We start from the raw sequence: 14,981 nt of genomic DNA, 5'->3' as shown, positions 1-14,981 counted from the left end.
AGACAGCCGCCCGTCGGGGATATTTCCGTCCCGGACACTCGTCTACATCCACCCGAGAGTTTAATTTCATGAAGCAGCAGGCAAACCTGATTCGTGCCGGTCAGGTGATCGAGCATGACGGACGCCGCTGGACCGTCCTGAAGCAGCAGATCATCACCCCCGGCAAAGGTGGTGCCTTCATTCAGGTGGAAATGCGCGATCTGAAAACCGGCAACAAGACCAACGAACGCTGGCGCACCGCCGATACGGTCGAACGTCTGATGACGGAGGAAAAGGATTACACCTATTCCTACACCGATGGTGACAATCTGGTTCTGATGGACCCTGAAACTTTTGAACAGGCCCTGATCCCGGCCGAGATTCTGGGGGATGCAGTGGCCTTCCTGCAGGACAACATGCAGGTAACAGTTGATCTGGTCGAAGGTGACCCGGTGGCCATCCACCTGCCTGCTCAGGTGACGCTGGAAATCGTGGAAGCCGATCCGGTGGTGAAGGGTCAGACCGCGTCTTCTTCCTATAAGCCTGCCAAGCTGTCCAACGGCGTGCGCGTCATGGTCCCGCCCTTTATCGAGGCCGGCGAGCGCATCGTGGTCCGCACTGAAGACTCCACCTATGTGGAACGTGCGAAGTAATATCTGCACTGCATGAGGATGCCGATCCCGCCGCGCCGACGCTTTTCAGGCACGGCGGGCTGGCGTATCCAGTCACCCTGAGTTTGTTTTTTCTCCGCCCGGAGCGCCAACGTATCATGGCCCTACGCCTGTCCCCTCATATGACCGTCATGCAGAACGCGGCGCAGCGTGCCGCCAAGCGGCTGCTGCGCGATTTCAACGAGGTGGAGCAGCTGCAGGTCAGTGTGAAAGGTCCGTCGGACTTCGTCTCCCAGGCCGATCTGCGCTCGGAACAGTCGATCCGTGATGATCTGACCAAGGCACGCCCCGGTTATGCCCTGCTGATGGAAGAAAGCGGCGCGTCGGGTGGCGATAACTGGACATGGCGCTGGGTGGTTGATCCGCTGGACGGGACCACGAATTTCCTGCACGGCATCCCTCACTGGGCCATCAGCATCGGGCTGGAACGGCGTCTTCCGGATGGCAACACCGAACTGGCCGCCGCCGTGGTCTATTCTCCCGCAGTCGATGAAATGTTCTGGGCGGAAAAAGGCGCAGGCGCCTTTCTGAACGAGCGTCGCCTACGGGTCTCAGCACGCCGGGAGCTGCACGATGCCGTGTTTGCCACCGGCATTCCTTTTGCAGCCGTCAGCGCCCCGCGCCGTCTGGCTTTTGCCCGCACACTCGGTACCTTGATGCCGCAGGTGGCCGGTATCCGCCGCTTCGGCTCAGCCGCGCTTGATCTCGCCTGGGTTGCGGCAGGGCGCTATGATGGATTCTGGGAACTTGGGCTGAAACCTTGGGACGTTGCCGCCGGGCTGCTGCTGGTACGGGAGGCAGGGGGCTATGCTGTCGATCCAGCCGGTGCCGATCCGCTCTATACCGGGGATGTCGTCGCCAGCAACGGCCATCTGCATACCAAACTGCTTGATATCGTGCAGGATGGGGTAGCTGCATCCCGCACAAGTTGATTCATCGCTGTTCCATGGATTGAGTCTGGTCTGGAGGGCAGGATATGAATACCGCCATGAAGCGCATGATGCCGTATTCCTTTTTCTCCGGCTTCTCCCGCACCATGCTGACGGTCATGCTCGCAATGAGTGCGCCTGTGCCATTGCATGAAGCGCATGCCGAAGCACAAGTTGATACGCGTGCCCTGGATCAGTTGGACGGCAACCCGGTGACGGGACAGCAGACCGACGAAGCAGTGCCCAAGCATCCGTCACCCACCAAAAACAGCAAGAAACACAAAGCTGTATCCAGTAAGAAGACTTTTTCGAAAGAAGAGAATGCTAAAAAACCGGCGACACCGCCAGCACCGCCGGTGAAAATGCCCTCAACGCCCCCTGTTGCACCTGTTATTGCGCCGCCCCTGCCTTCAGCACCCGACCATACCTCTCCGCCCGTGCCGCCACCTGTCGTGGCTGCGGATGCACCGGGGGGGCTGTCCACAACCGGTGAAGGATTGAGGGTTATGTTCGGCTCAGGTCGTTCCGACATCAGCCCCGCCACCAATGACGCGTTGCGGGAAGCCACCCGGGAAGTCAGTAAGCTGTCGAATGAGAGTGTTACCATCCTCGCTTATGCTCCCGGCACCGCTGACGACCCCTCCACCGCACGCCGCCTGTCCCTGTCCCGCGCCCTGACCATCAGAAGCGCCCTGATTGCGGCGGGCATGCCCTCAACCAAAATTTTTGTCCGCGCTCTCGGTAGCAATATCGGCAACGGGCCTGCGGACAGAGCCGATATTATTCGAACACAGCCGAGCAAGGCTCCGCCCCAAGCTGACGCCAAACCTGACAATAAGCCGCCAGAACAGCCTCCTCAGGCGCAAGGACACCCGTAATGAGCCTCGCGACCAGCTCGACACGTGCTCCCAATATGGTCAAGCCGGTTGCGTATCTTCTCCGGATGCTTGCGTTTCTTGCTGCTGTCGGGGGAATTGCAGTTGCGCTGGAACCGGCGCTGAAGCCGATCTTTCTGCATAATCCGTACCTGAACGGGCTGATCCTGCTGATCCTTCTGCTCGGCATTATCTGGAACCTCCGGCAGGTGACCAGGCTGGAACCGGAAGTACGCTGGCTGACCTCCTTCCGGCGGGATCAGGCACCCGACAGCGGCAGTCAACCCCGCCTGCTCGCCCCCATGGCCAGCATGCTGGTGACCAGGGCCGCCAGCACCACACGGCCGGGAGAAAAACGCTTTACCCTCTCGGCCTCGGCGATGCGATCGGTGCTCGATACGATTGCCAGCCGTCTGGATGAAAGCCGGGAACTGTCCCGCTATATGACCGGATTGCTGATTTTCCTGGGCTTGCTGGGCACATTCTGGGGGCTGTTACGCACCATTGGCGGGGTCAGTGACGTCATCTCCGGGATGTCGGTCAACGGATCCGGTGATGTGAACATGATGTTCGAGCAGCTGAAATCCGGACTGGCCCGCCCGATCGCCGGAATGGGCACCGCATTCTCCGCCAGCATGTTCGGTCTGTCCGGCGCATTGGTGCTGGGCTTTCTGGATCTGACCGCCGGACAGGCACAGAATCGCTTCTTCAATGAGCTTGAAGAGTGGCTGGCCGGGTTGACCCGTCTTTCCTCCGGCGCGCTCGGGGCGGATGGTGAAGGCAGCGTGCCGGTCTATATACAAGCCCTGCTGGAACAGACCGCCGAAAACATGGAACGGCTTCAACAGACTCTCGCTCGGGGAGAGGAAAACCGTCAGGCCTCTCATCAGGCACTGCTTGCATTGACCGAGCGGATCGGATCACTTTCCGACACAGTGCGTACCGGCCAGCAGGTGATGGTCAAAATTGCGGAGGCCCAGAATCAGCTTACCCCGGTCCTGCGCGCTCTGAACGAACGATACGATGAAGAGCGCAGCCTGTCGGAACTGCTGCAAACCCATATGCGCGCCGTCGAAGCACTGTTGCAGCGTCAGATGACCGAGGCCGAACAGGGCCGCATTCAATCCACTGCCGAACTCCGCAACGATCTGCGCATCCTGACCCGCACGGTCGGCGCGCTGGCAGACGACGCGCAGGGCTGAGATGGCGCTTTCCCGGCGGCGCAACACCAGCGGCGAAAACCTTCATGTCTGGCCTGGCTATGTAGATGCCCTGTCTACCCTGCTGATGGTTATCATCTTTGTGCTGCTGGTCTTTGTGCTGGCACAGGCTTTTCTGTCCTACACGCTGGCCGGTAAAGAGCACAGGCTTGATGAGCTGAACCGGCAGCTGGCCATCATTTCTCGTCAATTCGCGCTGGAGCAACAACACAGCAGGCAACTTGCGCACTCTCTTGAACGGTTACGCAATGAAGCGGCCGCGAAAGAAGCCGATATGGCCCGTCTGAGGACACAGACCGGCGTACTGGCCGAGCAGAAATCCCGTCTGGAAAGCCAGCTTGCCGGTCGTGATCAGGATGTAAAACACGCCGAGGCAAAGCTTGCTGAACTGGACCAGACCATCCACAGCAAGGATACCGCTCTGGACAGGCTGCATGACGATCTGGAAGCCATTCGCCGCCAACTTGCCGCCGTGCAATCGGCACTGGATGCATCGGAGAAAGAGGCCCAATCCAAAGACCGCACCATCGCCGATCTCGGTATGCGCCTGAACGTCGCACTGGCCGAGAAAGTCGAGGAGCTGAAAAAATATCGCAGCGAGTTCTTCGGCAAGTTGCGGGAAGTCCTCGCCGGGCGACCTGGGATTCAGGTGGTGGGTGATCGCTTCGTGTTTCAGAGTGATGTGCTGTTTCCATCCGGCAATGCCGATCTGACCGAACAAGGGCGCCAGCAGGTGAAGGATATCGCCGCCGCGCTGATCCAGCTGTCGAAAAAATTTCCGCCCAACGTCAACTGGCTGCTGCGGGTCGATGGACATGCCGATCGGCAGAAAATGGTCAATGGCAAATTCGCTTCCAACTGGGAGCTATCGGCTCAACGCGCCATTAATGTGGCCCGGCTACTGATCGAACAGGGTGTCCCCGGCAACCATGTCTCGGCTGACGCCTTCGCGGATTATCAGCCCGTCTCCCAGGGAGATAGCGAAGCTGATCTGGCAAAAAACCGGCGGATCGAATTGCGTCTGACGGATCGCTGACCCGGTCAGGCAAAAAAACGCGGTGCGACATATTTTGTTACGTGAGCGCCATTCTTTCGTCAGGCGTTACCCGTATATCCCGGCCGTTCAATGGCAGGAAGACTGTCTGAAACCACGGATCAACGCCTTTCGGAGCCATTTTTATGCCGTTCGCTCTTACGCCACGCGTCGTGCGCATCATGCGTGCCACAGTCGGTTTTATACTTGTCTTCAGCCTCTCCATGCTTGCGGGCATGACGGATGCAATCGGCTTTCTGTCGGTCGATGAATTCATGTCGTTCATGAGCGGCAATACCACACGGATGGGGGTGGCGCTCAGTCTGGAAAATATTGAGCGGTTCGAGCGACTTGCGCTGGTCATCGCCATGTTTGTAGTCGGTAACGCTCTCGGTATGATGCTGAGCTACTCCACGCGCCGACTACGGATTCCAGTACTGATGCTGTTCATAAGCACCCTGCTGTGCATCGCCGCGGGCTGGCCGGGTGATGAGATGGGTACACCTTCTCTGGTTTGCGCGGTCATTGCGATGGGCGCACTCAACAACGTGGTTGATAATGTCGAAGGAGTCGCTCTGGCGCTGACCTATGTCAGCGGCGCATTGTCGAAATTCGGGCGTGGGCTGGGGCGCTTCATGATGGGCGATCGCAATCTGGACTGGTTGGCGCAGATCGTCCCATGGGGGGGGCTGGTGGTCGGTGCCACCATCGGCGCCGCCCTTCAGGAACATTACGGACGCCATGGTCTTTGGGCATGCTTCGCCGTATCCCTGATCCTGACCACGACATCGGTGCTGATCCCCCGCGCCTGGCAGCGCCGGTTCGGTTAAGCCACTGCCGACAGGGTTCAGGAGGCGGGATGAATCTCCATCCCGTCGAAACCTGGTTCAAGACCCGGGGGAAGATTGGCCTGCATCCATGCCCAGTCGAGATCATAGCCCATATGGGTCAGCACGGTACGCCTGACCCCGATCCTCGCCGCCCATTGAGCGACCAGAGTAATATGGGCATGCGTTGCGTGCTTCTGTCGCTGAAAGCATCCGACAACCCAGGTGTCGATGCCTTTCAACAGATCCAGCACCTCCGGATCCATGGCTACGACATCCGTCGAGTATGCAAATCGGCCTATCCGAACCCCCAGCGAACGCACATAGCCGTGATCCTGATCGAGCAGCGTCACCGGGAACCCGGCGATGGTGAGGTCCTGCCCGGCCTCCACCTGATGCGGCACCAGTACGGGGCGGTAAAATCCCGGAGGTTTCCATGGACGGAACGCATAATCGAAGCGAAGCGTCAGCTCCTCAATCGTTTTTGGGCTGCCGTAAGCGTCAATGGGCTTCCCTGTCAGGCGGTTCAGGATGCGGACATCATCCAGTCCGGTAATGTGGTCGGCATGGGCATGGGTAAACAGCACCGCATCAATGCCCGCGATACCGGTTGCCAGCAATTGTGCCCGTAGATCAGGACCAGTATCGATCAGCAGGCGTCGTCCATCCTGCTCGATCACGATGGACGAGCGTGTACGCTGGTTTCTGGGTTCGGATGGGTCGCAGGCTCCCCAATCCCCTCTGCCATCCTCACCACCGAGCTGGGGAACCCCGGCAGAACCTCCACAGCCGAGAATGACGACGCGCATCATGTTGTTCTTGTGAACAGACGGCGGAAATTGGCCGTGGTCAGCGCTGCGATCTCCTCCACAGACATGCCGCGCACCGAAGCCAGTGTTTCCGCCGTGCGTGCCATATGGGCAGGCTCATTGCGCTTGCCGCGATGCGGTACCGGAGCAAGATAGGGAGAGTCTGTCTCCAGCAGCAGCCGATCAGAAGGCAGATCGGCAACAATCGCACGCAATTCGGTCGATTTGGGAAAAGTCAGGATACCCGACAGGCTGAAATAGCCACCGATCGCAGCCGCCCGTTCCGCCAGCCCACGCCCGGAACTGAAACAATGCAGCAGAAAAGGGAAAGCCCCATTCCGGTGTTCTTCCTCCAGCAAACCGGCAATATCGTCGTCCGCATCCCGCGCATGAATACAAAGCGGCAGGCCGGTTTCCCTCGCCGCATGGATATGCCGACGGAAGCTTTCCTTCTGCACATCCACCGAAGCCCGATCGTAGAAGTAATCAAGGCCGGATTCACCAATCCCTACCACTTTCGGATGACGGGTCAGGGCTACCAGATCGGCAACCTCCGGCATGGCCTCCTCATGAGCATGCTGGGGATGAACACCAATGGTGCACCAGACCCCGGGATGCGCTTCCGCACAGGCGATCAACCATGGTGTCTGTGACAGGCGCACGGAAATTGTCACCATCTCCTCGACCCCGGCTGCTTGCGCACGGCTCAGCAGATCGGACAGCTCGGCCTCGAAGTAATCCAGATGACAATGACTATCGATCAGCATAATGGCTCAAGCAGCCTCATCAACAAAACGGGGGAAGATACCCTGAGGGGCTGGCAGGCGAGTGCCCTCCGCCAGATGCGTCTCCAACGCATCAAACGGAATCTGCTCACCGGCTGCTTCCGGCACGCCGAGCTGCACCAGCATACGGGCAGCGCTGTCAGGGACGAAAGGCTGCATCACCGTGGCGATAATCCGCAGCACATCAGCCAGAACACGCAATACATCCCGCATCCGGTCTGGATCGGTTTTCTTCAGCGCCCAGGGCGCCTGACGGTCGATATAGCCATTGGCGGCTCGGATGACTTTCCATGCCTCCTCCAACGCTTCATGAAACGCCTGGCGCTCGATCTGCGCGCCCATTTTCACCGGTAGGGAGGCCGCATCACGTAGCAAGGTGGCGTCATCCTCGGTCTCCGCCCCACGCGCAGGCAACGCACCATCACAGTTACGGGCGATCAGGGACAGGGTTCGCTGCGCCAGATTACCGAGATCATTGGCCAACTCGGTATTCATCCGCCCGATCATGGCGCGACGGCTGAAATCGCCATCATTTCCGAACGGCACTTCCCGCAGCAGGAAAAACCGGACCGGATCGAGGCCGAACTCATCCACCAGCGCACCCGGCTCGATCGTATTGCCGAGCGACTTGCTCATTTTCTCGCCCTCGACCGTCCACCAGCCATGCGCGAACACGCGTCGCGGCAGCGGCAGGCCCGCAGCCATCAGGAAGGCTGGCCAGAAAATCGCGTGGAAACGCAGGATGTCCTTGCCGACCATATGCAGATCGGCCGGCCAGAACGGCCAGGCGGGTGAAGTTTCGTCAGGATAACCCACAGCCGTCAGATAATTGGTCAGCGCATCCAGCCAGACATAGACAACATGGTTTGCATCACCCGGCACCGGCACCCCCCAGGAGAAGCTGGTGCGGCTGATGGAAAGATCGGTCAGCCCCTGTTTAACGAAGCTGATCACCTCGTTCCGGCGGGCCTGCGGTGCAATGAAATCGGCCTGATCCTCATAAAGCTTGAGCAGTGCATCCCCCCAGCGGGACAGACGGAAGAAATAGCTCGGCTCCGTCACCCGCTCCACCGGCGCACCGGTCGGTGCATAGCGCTTGCCGTCAGGCTTCAGCGTGAGCTCGTCCTCGCCATAGAAAGCCTCATCACGGACCGCGTACCAGCCCTCATAACTGCCGAGATAAATTTCTCCACGTTCCTCCAACCTGGACCACAGGGCGGCCACTGCTTTCTTGTGCTCAGGTTCGGTGGTGCGGATAAACCGGTCATGAGAGGTGTTCATTTTCTCCGCCATGGCGCGGAAACCATCGGCCATACCGTCGATGAAAGTCTGGGGATCGACCCCGGCATCGGCAGCAGCTTTCTCGACCTTCTGGCCATGCTCGTCTGTGCCGGTCAGAAAGAACACATCCCTGCCCTCCAGACGCTTCCAGCGGGCCAGAACGTCGGTGGCAACACAGGTATAGGCGTGCCCGATATGGGGGGCACCGTTCACGTAATAGATCGGGGTCGTGCAATAGTAACGGGTGTTCATGACGGGTCCAGAAGGCTGAGGCCGGCGAATATCGCCTGCCTTTTATCCAGGTGGAAACGCTCGGTCTCATCCTGAAGACGTCCCAGCGCGTGCCACACGTCGCTCCATCCATCAAGTGGGCGACGGCAAAGGAATTCATCCGCCCCACTGCCGGAGCGCGCCGCCTGCCGCACCATTCTGACCAATATGGCCCGCAGCAGCAGCATGAAGGTCGAAAAAGCCGTGTCCCCTTTCGTCAGCATATCAGCCAGATCATGCCGCTGGCTGGCTGATGGAGGGGCGCGCAGAATATCCTCTGCCAGACGGGACAGGGCCAGCCCGTCCTCCTTCGCCAGTTGCAGCGCCCGGCCCGGCGCACCCTCCGACAGCCCGGCCAACAGATCGCGCTCAGACGCCGCCAGATCAGGCAGCAGGGTGGCCAGCACATCCTTCATGGGCGCAGCTTCCAGCGCCTGAAGCCGCAGCATACGGCAGCGAGAGCGGATCGTCGGCAAAAGCCTGCCGGGAGAAGAACAACTCAGTAGCAGGATCGCCCTTGGCGGAGGCTCCTCCAACACTTTCAACAGGGCATTGGCAGCATGACGGTTCAGCGTATCGGCTCCATCGACGATCACGACACGCCAGCCGCCTTCCGCCGGTGTCAGATGCAGGAAAGAGGCGATCTCCCGCACGTCATCAACGACAATTTCGGTGCGCTGGCGCTTGCGGCGCTCATCCCAGCCAGCCTCAATGCTCAAGAGATCGGCATGGGTGTCGGCAGCCACACGCCTGAAAACAGGATGTTCCGGCGACAGCCATAACAGGCTGTCCGCCTTCTTCTCCTGTTGTGAGCTTTCCCCCTCCGGGGCTCCAGCCAGCAGCCAACGGGCAAATCGGTAAGCCAGCGTCGCCTTGCCAATCCCGGCGGGGCCGGTCAGCAGCCAGGCATGATGCAGCCGCCCTGAACGAACACTGGAAGCAAGTGTCGCTTCTACCGCCTCATGGCCATACAGCCGCGATGTCTGACGAGGCGTTTCCTCTGTCATGCAACCCCCGCCGCCGCAAAGGCCAAACGCGGATCACCCAGCTTCTCCGCCAATGCGGCCAGCGCCATACGGGTAACCTCGGCAGGGGGGCGTATCCCGTCCAGTACAACGCAACGCTGCGGGCTGGACGCGGCAATATCCAGAAAAGCCGCCCGCACCTGCTCAAAAAATGGCTTCCCGAGACGCTCGTACCGGTCAGCCACGGTCAGGGTGCCGGAGCGTGTGGCCAGCCGCTCTACCGATGCCTCGACCGGCGCATCGAGCACTAATGTTACCTCCGGGTCCAGTCCCAGCCATGCCGATAACGCCGCAATCCGCTGCCTGTCCGCCCCCTGACAATACCCCTGATAGGCCATGGTCGAATCATAATACCGGTCGCACAGAACCCAGATACCCTGTTCCAATGCAGGCCGGATGGTTCTGGCGACGTGCTGCGCCCTGGCCGCAAAATGCAGCAGGGTCTCGGCCAGACCATCCCAGTCCGGGCCATACAGCAGCAGGGAGCGAAGCTGCTCCGCCCCCTCCGTACCGCCGGGTTCTCTGGTGACCAGGGTTCTGATGCCCAAACTCTCCAGCGCCTCGGCAATGGCGCGGGTCTGGGTGGATTTGCCCGCCCCCTCACCGCCCTCAAGAGTGATGAAGCGGCCGGAAGAGGATGAAAATCGATTCAGGGCGTCTGTGCTCGGCATGGGCCTGATATGCACTGGCAGCCGTCCGCATGAAAGCAGAATCAAAACGGGCAGTCCGGTCAAGGACTACCCGTTCGTCATTCATGCGCCATATGGCATTCGCCAGATAGCAACAGATTACGGTGCAGGCGGATGCTCAATGATGTCTGCTGACTGCGTTTCGTCGCCCTGAGTATGGCTCGTTTGACGGCGGTTACGCTGCTCGGCCATGAACTGGTCAAATTCCTGTTTGTCCCGAGCCTGACGCAGGCGGTGCAGATAGTCCTGAAATTCGCGCTGTTCTTCCTCCAGCCGGCGGAGTGTCTCCTGCCGATAGGCATCGAACGCTTCATTGCCGCTACTGTCAGCCCGACGGGCACTCCCTCGGCCCGCACCCCTTTGCGTCCATGCACGGGAGAAAAATTCTTTCACGCCTTCTCCGGTTGGCTGGCTGGCACAGCCGTATGCGAATGGGCCACCCCAACCACATCCACCCCCTTCAGCCCGGGCCGTTTTCCAAGCATGGAGACGACCGCTCGTGCCCAGGAACCCCAATGCCAATAATCCCAACGGCCACCACAGCATGAACCCCAAAATCATCACGGCAAGCCAGCCTGCCTTTCCGAAAACGTCAATCCGTTCCGCCCACATGGACATGGCCCTTATCTGACACTCTCTATGTAAATGTTAGTCACATTCACATAGATGGGCAAGGGAAACCGCATTTCAAGAGACGTCTCCACTATTCTGCAAACCCAGCGACTGGAAATAGATCAGCAACCCCGCTTCCAAAAGCTCCTCCGGCGTCATCGGCAGCTTCCGGCGCGTATGGTCTTGTCTGCCCACAAAAAGCGACGCTATGCCATGCGCCATTGACCAGATATGCAGCGCCACCATCAAAGCCGGAGGCCGCTTTTCACGCGGCAATGTGGAGCAGGCGTGCTCTGTCGCCATACGGATCACGCCGAAAGCTCTTTCGGCGGCCGTCAGCAGGGCTGGTACTTCTTCCAACGCAAAACCCGGCTCAAACATAGCGGTATAGTAAGCCCGGTGTTCACGCGCGAAAGATAGATAAGCCCGCCCGCACTGTTCTATGGCGCTGACCGGGTCCGGTCGGCCACCATCCCAGGCTGTGATCAACGCTTCCTCGAACAGGGCATAGCCACGGCGGCCAATTTCGGCGATCAGCTCATTCCGGTCCCGGAAATGGCGATAGGGCGCCGCCGGGCTGACTCCAACGGCACGAGCAATTTCGGCATTGGTAAAGCCGGTATTGCCGCGCTCGGCGATCAACTCAAGCCCGACGCTGACCAGCGCCTCCCGCAGGTTACCGTGATGATACGCTCTCATCTCGGCCCGACACGCTCGAATACAGGCATGCCTGCGGAAAAATCAGCTCCCGGTGACATAATGGGTCAGCACCGCCATCGCACGGGACGGAAGAGCCAGACGCGGCACATCAGCACCTGCCAGAAGAGGTACGGTCAGATTTGGCACACCGTCTCCACTGACGGTCAGGGTTCCGAGCGCGGCCCCCTTTGTCACCGGCGCACGCACCGGCGCATCATAGGAAATGGAGATTTTGGCCTTTTTCTGCCACTGGCGCGGCATCGTCACCACCAGATCCTTGCCCCCCACCAGCGGCACGGTCTTGCTGGTGCCAAGATAAACCGGGGCGCTGTCGATGGTGTCCCCTGCGGTGAACAGCGTCACATTCTCGAACTGGCTGAAAGCCCATTCCAGAAGGCGTTCGCTCTCTGACGCCCGCTGATGGGAGGTTGTCAGACCATTCACCACCAGAATCACGCGGCGTTTGTTGCGCTCGGCACTGGCACAAACGCCATAGCCACCAGCATCGGTATGACCGGTTTTCAACCCGTCAGCGATGCCTTTCTGAACCAGCGGATTCCGGTTCTGCTGCTCGATATTATTGTATTTAAAGGTCTTTTCCGAATCAAAGTGATAATATTCAGGGAAATCCTGAATGATACGCCGGGCCAGCGTCGCAATATCACGCACCGACATATGGTGGTTGGCGGAAGGCATGCCAGTGCAGTTTTCGAAATTGCTGTTGGTCAGCCCCAGCACCTTGGCTTTCTGGTTCATCAGATCGACGAATTGCTGTTCCGATCCGGCAATACCCTCTGCCAGAACGATGCAGGCATCATTACCGGAATCCACGATCATGCCGCGGATCAGATCCTCGACCTTCACGCTGCCTGGATAAGGCACAAACATTTTCGAACCTTGCAGACGCCATGCCTTTTCACTGACAGGAAGCATCTGATCCATTTGCAGCTTCCCGGCCTTCAACTCGCCATAGACGATATAGGCGGTCATCAGCTTGGTCATGGAGGACGGCGGCATCTGCACATCCGCCTCCTTATCCAGCAGGGTCGCGCCCGTATTGAAATCGATCACAACGGCCCATTTCGCCACCGTGTCATAAGGGCCGAACGGCGTGTTCGCAGGTGATCCCTGAGGTTCCGCCGCAGCCTCTGCCGCCTTGGCCGCGTCTTTTTTACGATGAGACGCCCCTGCCTTACCGCGTGCCCACCCCTCGGATACGCTACCTGCCATCATGGCGGCACCGGCAAAACCACCCAATATCGCGCGGCGGGATAGATCAGGATAGCTGGACACGTCTGGCAAACTCCTAGTCGATCAACTGACGGCTATCGGTGGCAACAACAATGCGGGCATCTGGCACGCCTGCCGCCAGAGCACGGTCCAACGCTGTATCCGCCTCGGCAATGGTGGCGAACGGCCCCATCAGAACCGTATTACGTTCCTGCCCGTTCACCCTGGCACGTTCAACCCTCGCCCCCATCGCTCCCAGCCGGGAAGCCTGAATCGAGGCAGCCCGCATGCCACCAAAAACCCCTGCTTTGATATACAGAGTGCCGGGGCTTGGAATCCCCTGCTCCACCTGTTCCGGCAGCGGGCCAATATCAGAAGTGGCGGTCTCTGCCTGATCCTGAATAGTCAGAGCAGGCGCGGACTGGATACCGGCAGAGCCGGATGCTCCTGATGGCGGAGCAAGGCTTTCCTGCGCAACATCCTGCCGTGGCGCGGCCTGCATCTTCACCCCATCCGCAGGGGAGCGGAAATGATCGAGCAACTGGGTTGAGGCTGCTTCATCAACATCCAGCCGAATTTTTGTCGGCCTCTGAATACCCAGCAATCCAGCGGCCCGCGGCGTCAACGACACCAGGCGTGATGGCGAGGCCGGTCCTCGGTCATTGACGCGCAGACGCAGGCTCCGCCCATTTTCCAGATTGGTGATCCGTACGATGGCAGGCAATTGCAGCGTCTGATGCGCTGCCGCCAGAGCCTGCGGATCATAGCGCTCACTATCCGCTGTCAGACGCGAGGAAGTATCTGTATCCACCGTCGCCAGACCGGTCTGGGTCAGTCTGACCTGCTCGGCCGGATAGTACCAGACATCCCCGACCTGATAGGGTGGCCCAACTGTCAGATGCGGCGTTGGCAGCGGGGCATGACCACGCACGCAACCGGCGAGCCCCACGACACTCCCGAACACGCACAGCTTCCGCCAGAGTGCAGCCTTACCTATTTTTTCCAGATCCGACCGTATCGTCACGCCATCACCATATCCCCGATCATGCCCACGGCAATGGCATAGAAGTCGGAAGGATTATAGCGCCGAATCACGTTAAAATTCGGATAAGCAAGGAAAGCCTCGCCACCCGGCCCATCCGGCAAAATCAGGGAGGCCGGGAGGGGAGACGCCGGAAGCCTCTGCCCGTTACCAAGCGTCACACCAAGCCGTGCCCACTCGGCAAGGCTCAATCTGTTTTCGCGGCCAGCCAGAGAAGGATCGATCGCAGCCGGGGCAATAGCCTGCGTCCCCCAGGGTTGCCCCTGATGCCAGCCGGATTTGAGCAGGTAATTAGCAATCGAGGCCAACACATCCGGCACGCTGTCCCAGATATTGCGACGGCCATCACCATCGAAATCAACCGCGTATCGGTTGAAGGAGGTCGGCATGAATTGCGGCTGTCCCATGGCCCCGGCATAGCTTCCCTGCATGCGTGGCATCGTGATGTCGCCATGGTTCAGGATTTTCAGCGCCGCCATCAGCTCCGCCCGGAAAAAAGAAGCGCGGCGGCCCTCCCATGCGAGCGTGGCTGTTGCCTCAATGACGTTGAAGCCTCCCTGAAAGCCGCCGTAATTGGTCTCCAGCCCCCAGATGCCGAGGATAACGCCGCGATCCACGCCGTATGCGTTCTCCACCTGCACCAATAGCTGCGCATTCCGGGCAGCCTGCTCCCGCCCGGCAGCGATGCGTTTTTCCGACAGGCGCGTGCTGCGATAGCGTTCCCAGGTCATGGTGAATTCGGGCTGTTTGCGGTCCAGCTCAATCACACGCGTGTTGGGAGAAAGATTATTCAGCGCCTGTGCCAGAATCGTATCGGAGATGCCTGCCCGTCTGCCCTCTGCCCTCACCCCGGCAATAAAACCGCGGAAATCCTGTGCTTCAGCCCTGTTTGAAGAGAAAGCCACCCCGGCTGCACCGAGACACGCCGCAGCCGGGAGAGCAGACAGAAAAGAGCGCCGGGGAATAGACATCATACTGGCCCTCTCACAGGACGGAGGCAGAGCA

General features: G+C 59.7%; 16 protein-coding genes. 6 read left to right on the top strand and 10 right to left on the bottom strand.

The genetic code is table 11. The annotated features are described in order from the left end of the window. Positions 1-68 precede the first annotated feature (68 nt). The 6 genes from efp (at position 69) to GbCGDNIH6_RS05540 (ending at position 5,537) form a co-directional block, all read left to right on the top strand. Complete coding sequence (gene efp / locus GbCGDNIH6_RS05565) at positions 69-632, top strand: elongation factor P (RefSeq protein WP_011631792.1); 564 nt, start codon at positions 69-71, stop codon at positions 630-632. A 116-nt stretch (positions 633-748) separates the two neighbouring features. Beyond that, positions 749-1,582, top strand: coding sequence for an inositol monophosphatase family protein (locus tag GbCGDNIH6_RS05560; protein ID WP_072564386.1), 834 nt, complete (start codon positions 749-751; stop codon positions 1,580-1,582). A gap of 44 nt (positions 1,583-1,626) precedes the next feature. Beyond that, on the top strand, positions 1,627-2,457 hold the full coding sequence (locus tag GbCGDNIH6_RS12675) for an OmpA family protein (protein ID WP_072563141.1): 831 nt from the start codon (positions 1,627-1,629) through the stop codon (positions 2,455-2,457). Positions 2,458-2,492: 35 nt separating this feature from the next. Next, positions 2,493-3,656 carry a flagellar motor protein MotA gene (locus tag GbCGDNIH6_RS05550; RefSeq protein ID WP_072564385.1) on the top strand — a complete coding sequence of 388 codons (1,164 nt, stop codon included), beginning with the start codon at positions 2,493-2,495 and terminating at the stop codon, positions 3,654-3,656. Position 3,657: 1 nt separating this feature from the next. Further along, positions 3,658-4,710: a peptidoglycan -binding protein gene (locus GbCGDNIH6_RS05545; RefSeq protein ID WP_072563140.1), complete on the top strand. Its 1,053-nt coding sequence runs from the start codon at positions 3,658-3,660 to the stop codon at positions 4,708-4,710. A gap of 143 nt (positions 4,711-4,853) precedes the next feature. Beyond that, positions 4,854-5,537 (top strand): YoaK family protein, encoded by a 684-nt coding sequence (locus GbCGDNIH6_RS05540; protein WP_072563139.1) that lies wholly within the window; start codon positions 4,854-4,856, stop codon positions 5,535-5,537. 17 nt (positions 5,538-5,554) lie between these two features. Here GbCGDNIH6_RS05540 and GbCGDNIH6_RS05535 read toward each other — a convergent pair whose 3' ends face one another. The 10 genes from GbCGDNIH6_RS05535 to GbCGDNIH6_RS05490 all read right to left on the bottom strand — a co-directional run bounded on the left by GbCGDNIH6_RS05535 (position 5,555) and on the right by GbCGDNIH6_RS05490 (position 14,950). After that, complete coding sequence (locus GbCGDNIH6_RS05535) at positions 5,555-6,343, bottom strand: MBL fold metallo-hydrolase (protein WP_072563138.1); 789 nt, start codon at positions 6,341-6,343, stop codon at positions 5,555-5,557. Beyond that, positions 6,343-7,110 carry a TatD family hydrolase gene (locus tag GbCGDNIH6_RS05530; RefSeq protein ID WP_072563137.1) on the bottom strand — a complete coding sequence of 256 codons (768 nt, stop codon included), beginning with the start codon at positions 7,108-7,110 and terminating at the stop codon, positions 6,343-6,345. Before GbCGDNIH6_RS05530 ends, GbCGDNIH6_RS05535 begins: the two co-directional genes overlap by 1 nt. Before the next feature lie 6 nt (positions 7,111-7,116). Further along, positions 7,117-8,661: a methionine--tRNA ligase gene (gene metG / locus GbCGDNIH6_RS05525; protein WP_072563136.1), complete on the bottom strand. Its 1,545-nt coding sequence runs from the start codon at positions 8,659-8,661 to the stop codon at positions 7,117-7,119. Beyond that, a complete protein-coding gene (locus GbCGDNIH6_RS05520) occupies positions 8,658-9,686 on the bottom strand; it encodes a DNA polymerase III subunit delta' (protein ID WP_072563135.1) in 1,029 nt (342 codons plus the stop codon). Before GbCGDNIH6_RS05520 ends, metG begins: the two co-directional genes overlap by 4 nt. After that, on the bottom strand, positions 9,683-10,375 hold the full coding sequence (tmk, locus tag GbCGDNIH6_RS05515) for a dTMP kinase (protein ID WP_072564384.1): 693 nt from the start codon (positions 10,373-10,375) through the stop codon (positions 9,683-9,685). The genes GbCGDNIH6_RS05520 and tmk overlap by 4 nt, the downstream gene beginning before the upstream one ends. Before the next feature lie 117 nt (positions 10,376-10,492). Next, positions 10,493-11,011 carry a DUF2852 domain-containing protein gene (locus GbCGDNIH6_RS05510; RefSeq protein WP_072563134.1) on the bottom strand — a complete coding sequence of 173 codons (519 nt, stop codon included), beginning with the start codon at positions 11,009-11,011 and terminating at the stop codon, positions 10,493-10,495. A 69-nt stretch (positions 11,012-11,080) separates the two neighbouring features. Continuing rightward, positions 11,081-11,704 (bottom strand): TetR/AcrR family transcriptional regulator, encoded by a 624-nt coding sequence (locus tag GbCGDNIH6_RS05505; protein ID WP_072563133.1) that lies wholly within the window; start codon positions 11,702-11,704, stop codon positions 11,081-11,083. A gap of 42 nt (positions 11,705-11,746) precedes the next feature. Beyond that, on the bottom strand, positions 11,747-13,006 hold the full coding sequence (locus GbCGDNIH6_RS05500) for a D-alanyl-D-alanine carboxypeptidase family protein (protein ID WP_072563132.1): 1,260 nt from the start codon (positions 13,004-13,006) through the stop codon (positions 11,747-11,749). 4 nt (positions 13,007-13,010) lie between these two features. Next, a complete protein-coding gene (locus tag GbCGDNIH6_RS05495) occupies positions 13,011-13,958 on the bottom strand; it encodes an SPOR domain-containing protein (protein WP_081369980.1) in 948 nt (315 codons plus the stop codon). After that, on the bottom strand, positions 13,955-14,950 hold the full coding sequence (locus GbCGDNIH6_RS05490; protein ID WP_072563131.1) for a lytic murein transglycosylase: 996 nt from the start codon (positions 14,948-14,950) through the stop codon (positions 13,955-13,957). The genes GbCGDNIH6_RS05495 and GbCGDNIH6_RS05490 overlap by 4 nt, the downstream gene beginning before the upstream one ends. Positions 14,951-14,981 lie beyond the last annotated feature (31 nt).

The organism is Granulibacter bethesdensis (genome assembly GCF_001889525.1).
GTDB classification, from domain to species: domain Bacteria; phylum Pseudomonadota; class Alphaproteobacteria; order Acetobacterales; family Acetobacteraceae; genus Granulibacter; species Granulibacter bethesdensis_C.
The sequence above is the reverse complement of the archived record's forward strand: the minus strand, read 5'-3'. Positions and strand labels throughout refer to the sequence as shown.

What these genes read in the sequence shown, in the direction of transcription:
- efp (WP_011631792.1), top strand. Translation starts at nt 69, where the DNA reads ATGAAGCAGCAGGCAAACCTGATTCGTGCCGGTCAGGTGATCGAGCAT.
- GbCGDNIH6_RS05560 (WP_072564386.1), top strand. Translation starts at nt 749, where the DNA reads ATGGCCCTACGCCTGTCCCCTCATATGACCGTCATGCAGAACGCGGCG.
- GbCGDNIH6_RS12675 (WP_072563141.1), top strand. Translation starts at nt 1,627, where the DNA reads ATGAATACCGCCATGAAGCGCATGATGCCGTATTCCTTTTTCTCCGGC.
- GbCGDNIH6_RS05550 (WP_072564385.1), top strand. Translation starts at nt 2,493, where the DNA reads ATGGTCAAGCCGGTTGCGTATCTTCTCCGGATGCTTGCGTTTCTTGCT.
- GbCGDNIH6_RS05545 (WP_072563140.1), top strand. Translation starts at nt 3,658, where the DNA reads ATGGCGCTTTCCCGGCGGCGCAACACCAGCGGCGAAAACCTTCATGTC.
- GbCGDNIH6_RS05540 (WP_072563139.1), top strand. Translation starts at nt 4,854, where the DNA reads ATGCCGTTCGCTCTTACGCCACGCGTCGTGCGCATCATGCGTGCCACA.
- GbCGDNIH6_RS05535 (WP_072563138.1), bottom strand. Translation starts at nt 6,343, where the DNA reads ATGCGCGTCGTCATTCTCGGCTGTGGAGGTTCTGCCGGGGTTCCCCAG.
- GbCGDNIH6_RS05530 (WP_072563137.1), bottom strand. Translation starts at nt 7,110, where the DNA reads ATGCTGATCGATAGTCATTGTCATCTGGATTACTTCGAGGCCGAGCTG.
- metG (WP_072563136.1), bottom strand. Translation starts at nt 8,661, where the DNA reads ATGAACACCCGTTACTATTGCACGACCCCGATCTATTACGTGAACGGT.
- GbCGDNIH6_RS05520 (WP_072563135.1), bottom strand. Translation starts at nt 9,686, where the DNA reads ATGACAGAGGAAACGCCTCGTCAGACATCGCGGCTGTATGGCCATGAG.
- tmk (WP_072564384.1), bottom strand. Translation starts at nt 10,375, where the DNA reads ATGCCGAGCACAGACGCCCTGAATCGATTTTCATCCTCTTCCGGCCGC.
- GbCGDNIH6_RS05510 (WP_072563134.1), bottom strand. Translation starts at nt 11,011, where the DNA reads ATGTCCATGTGGGCGGAACGGATTGACGTTTTCGGAAAGGCAGGCTGG.
- GbCGDNIH6_RS05505 (WP_072563133.1), bottom strand. Translation starts at nt 11,704, where the DNA reads ATGAGAGCGTATCATCACGGTAACCTGCGGGAGGCGCTGGTCAGCGTC.
- GbCGDNIH6_RS05490 (WP_072563131.1), bottom strand. Translation starts at nt 14,950, where the DNA reads ATGATGTCTATTCCCCGGCGCTCTTTTCTGTCTGCTCTCCCGGCTGCG.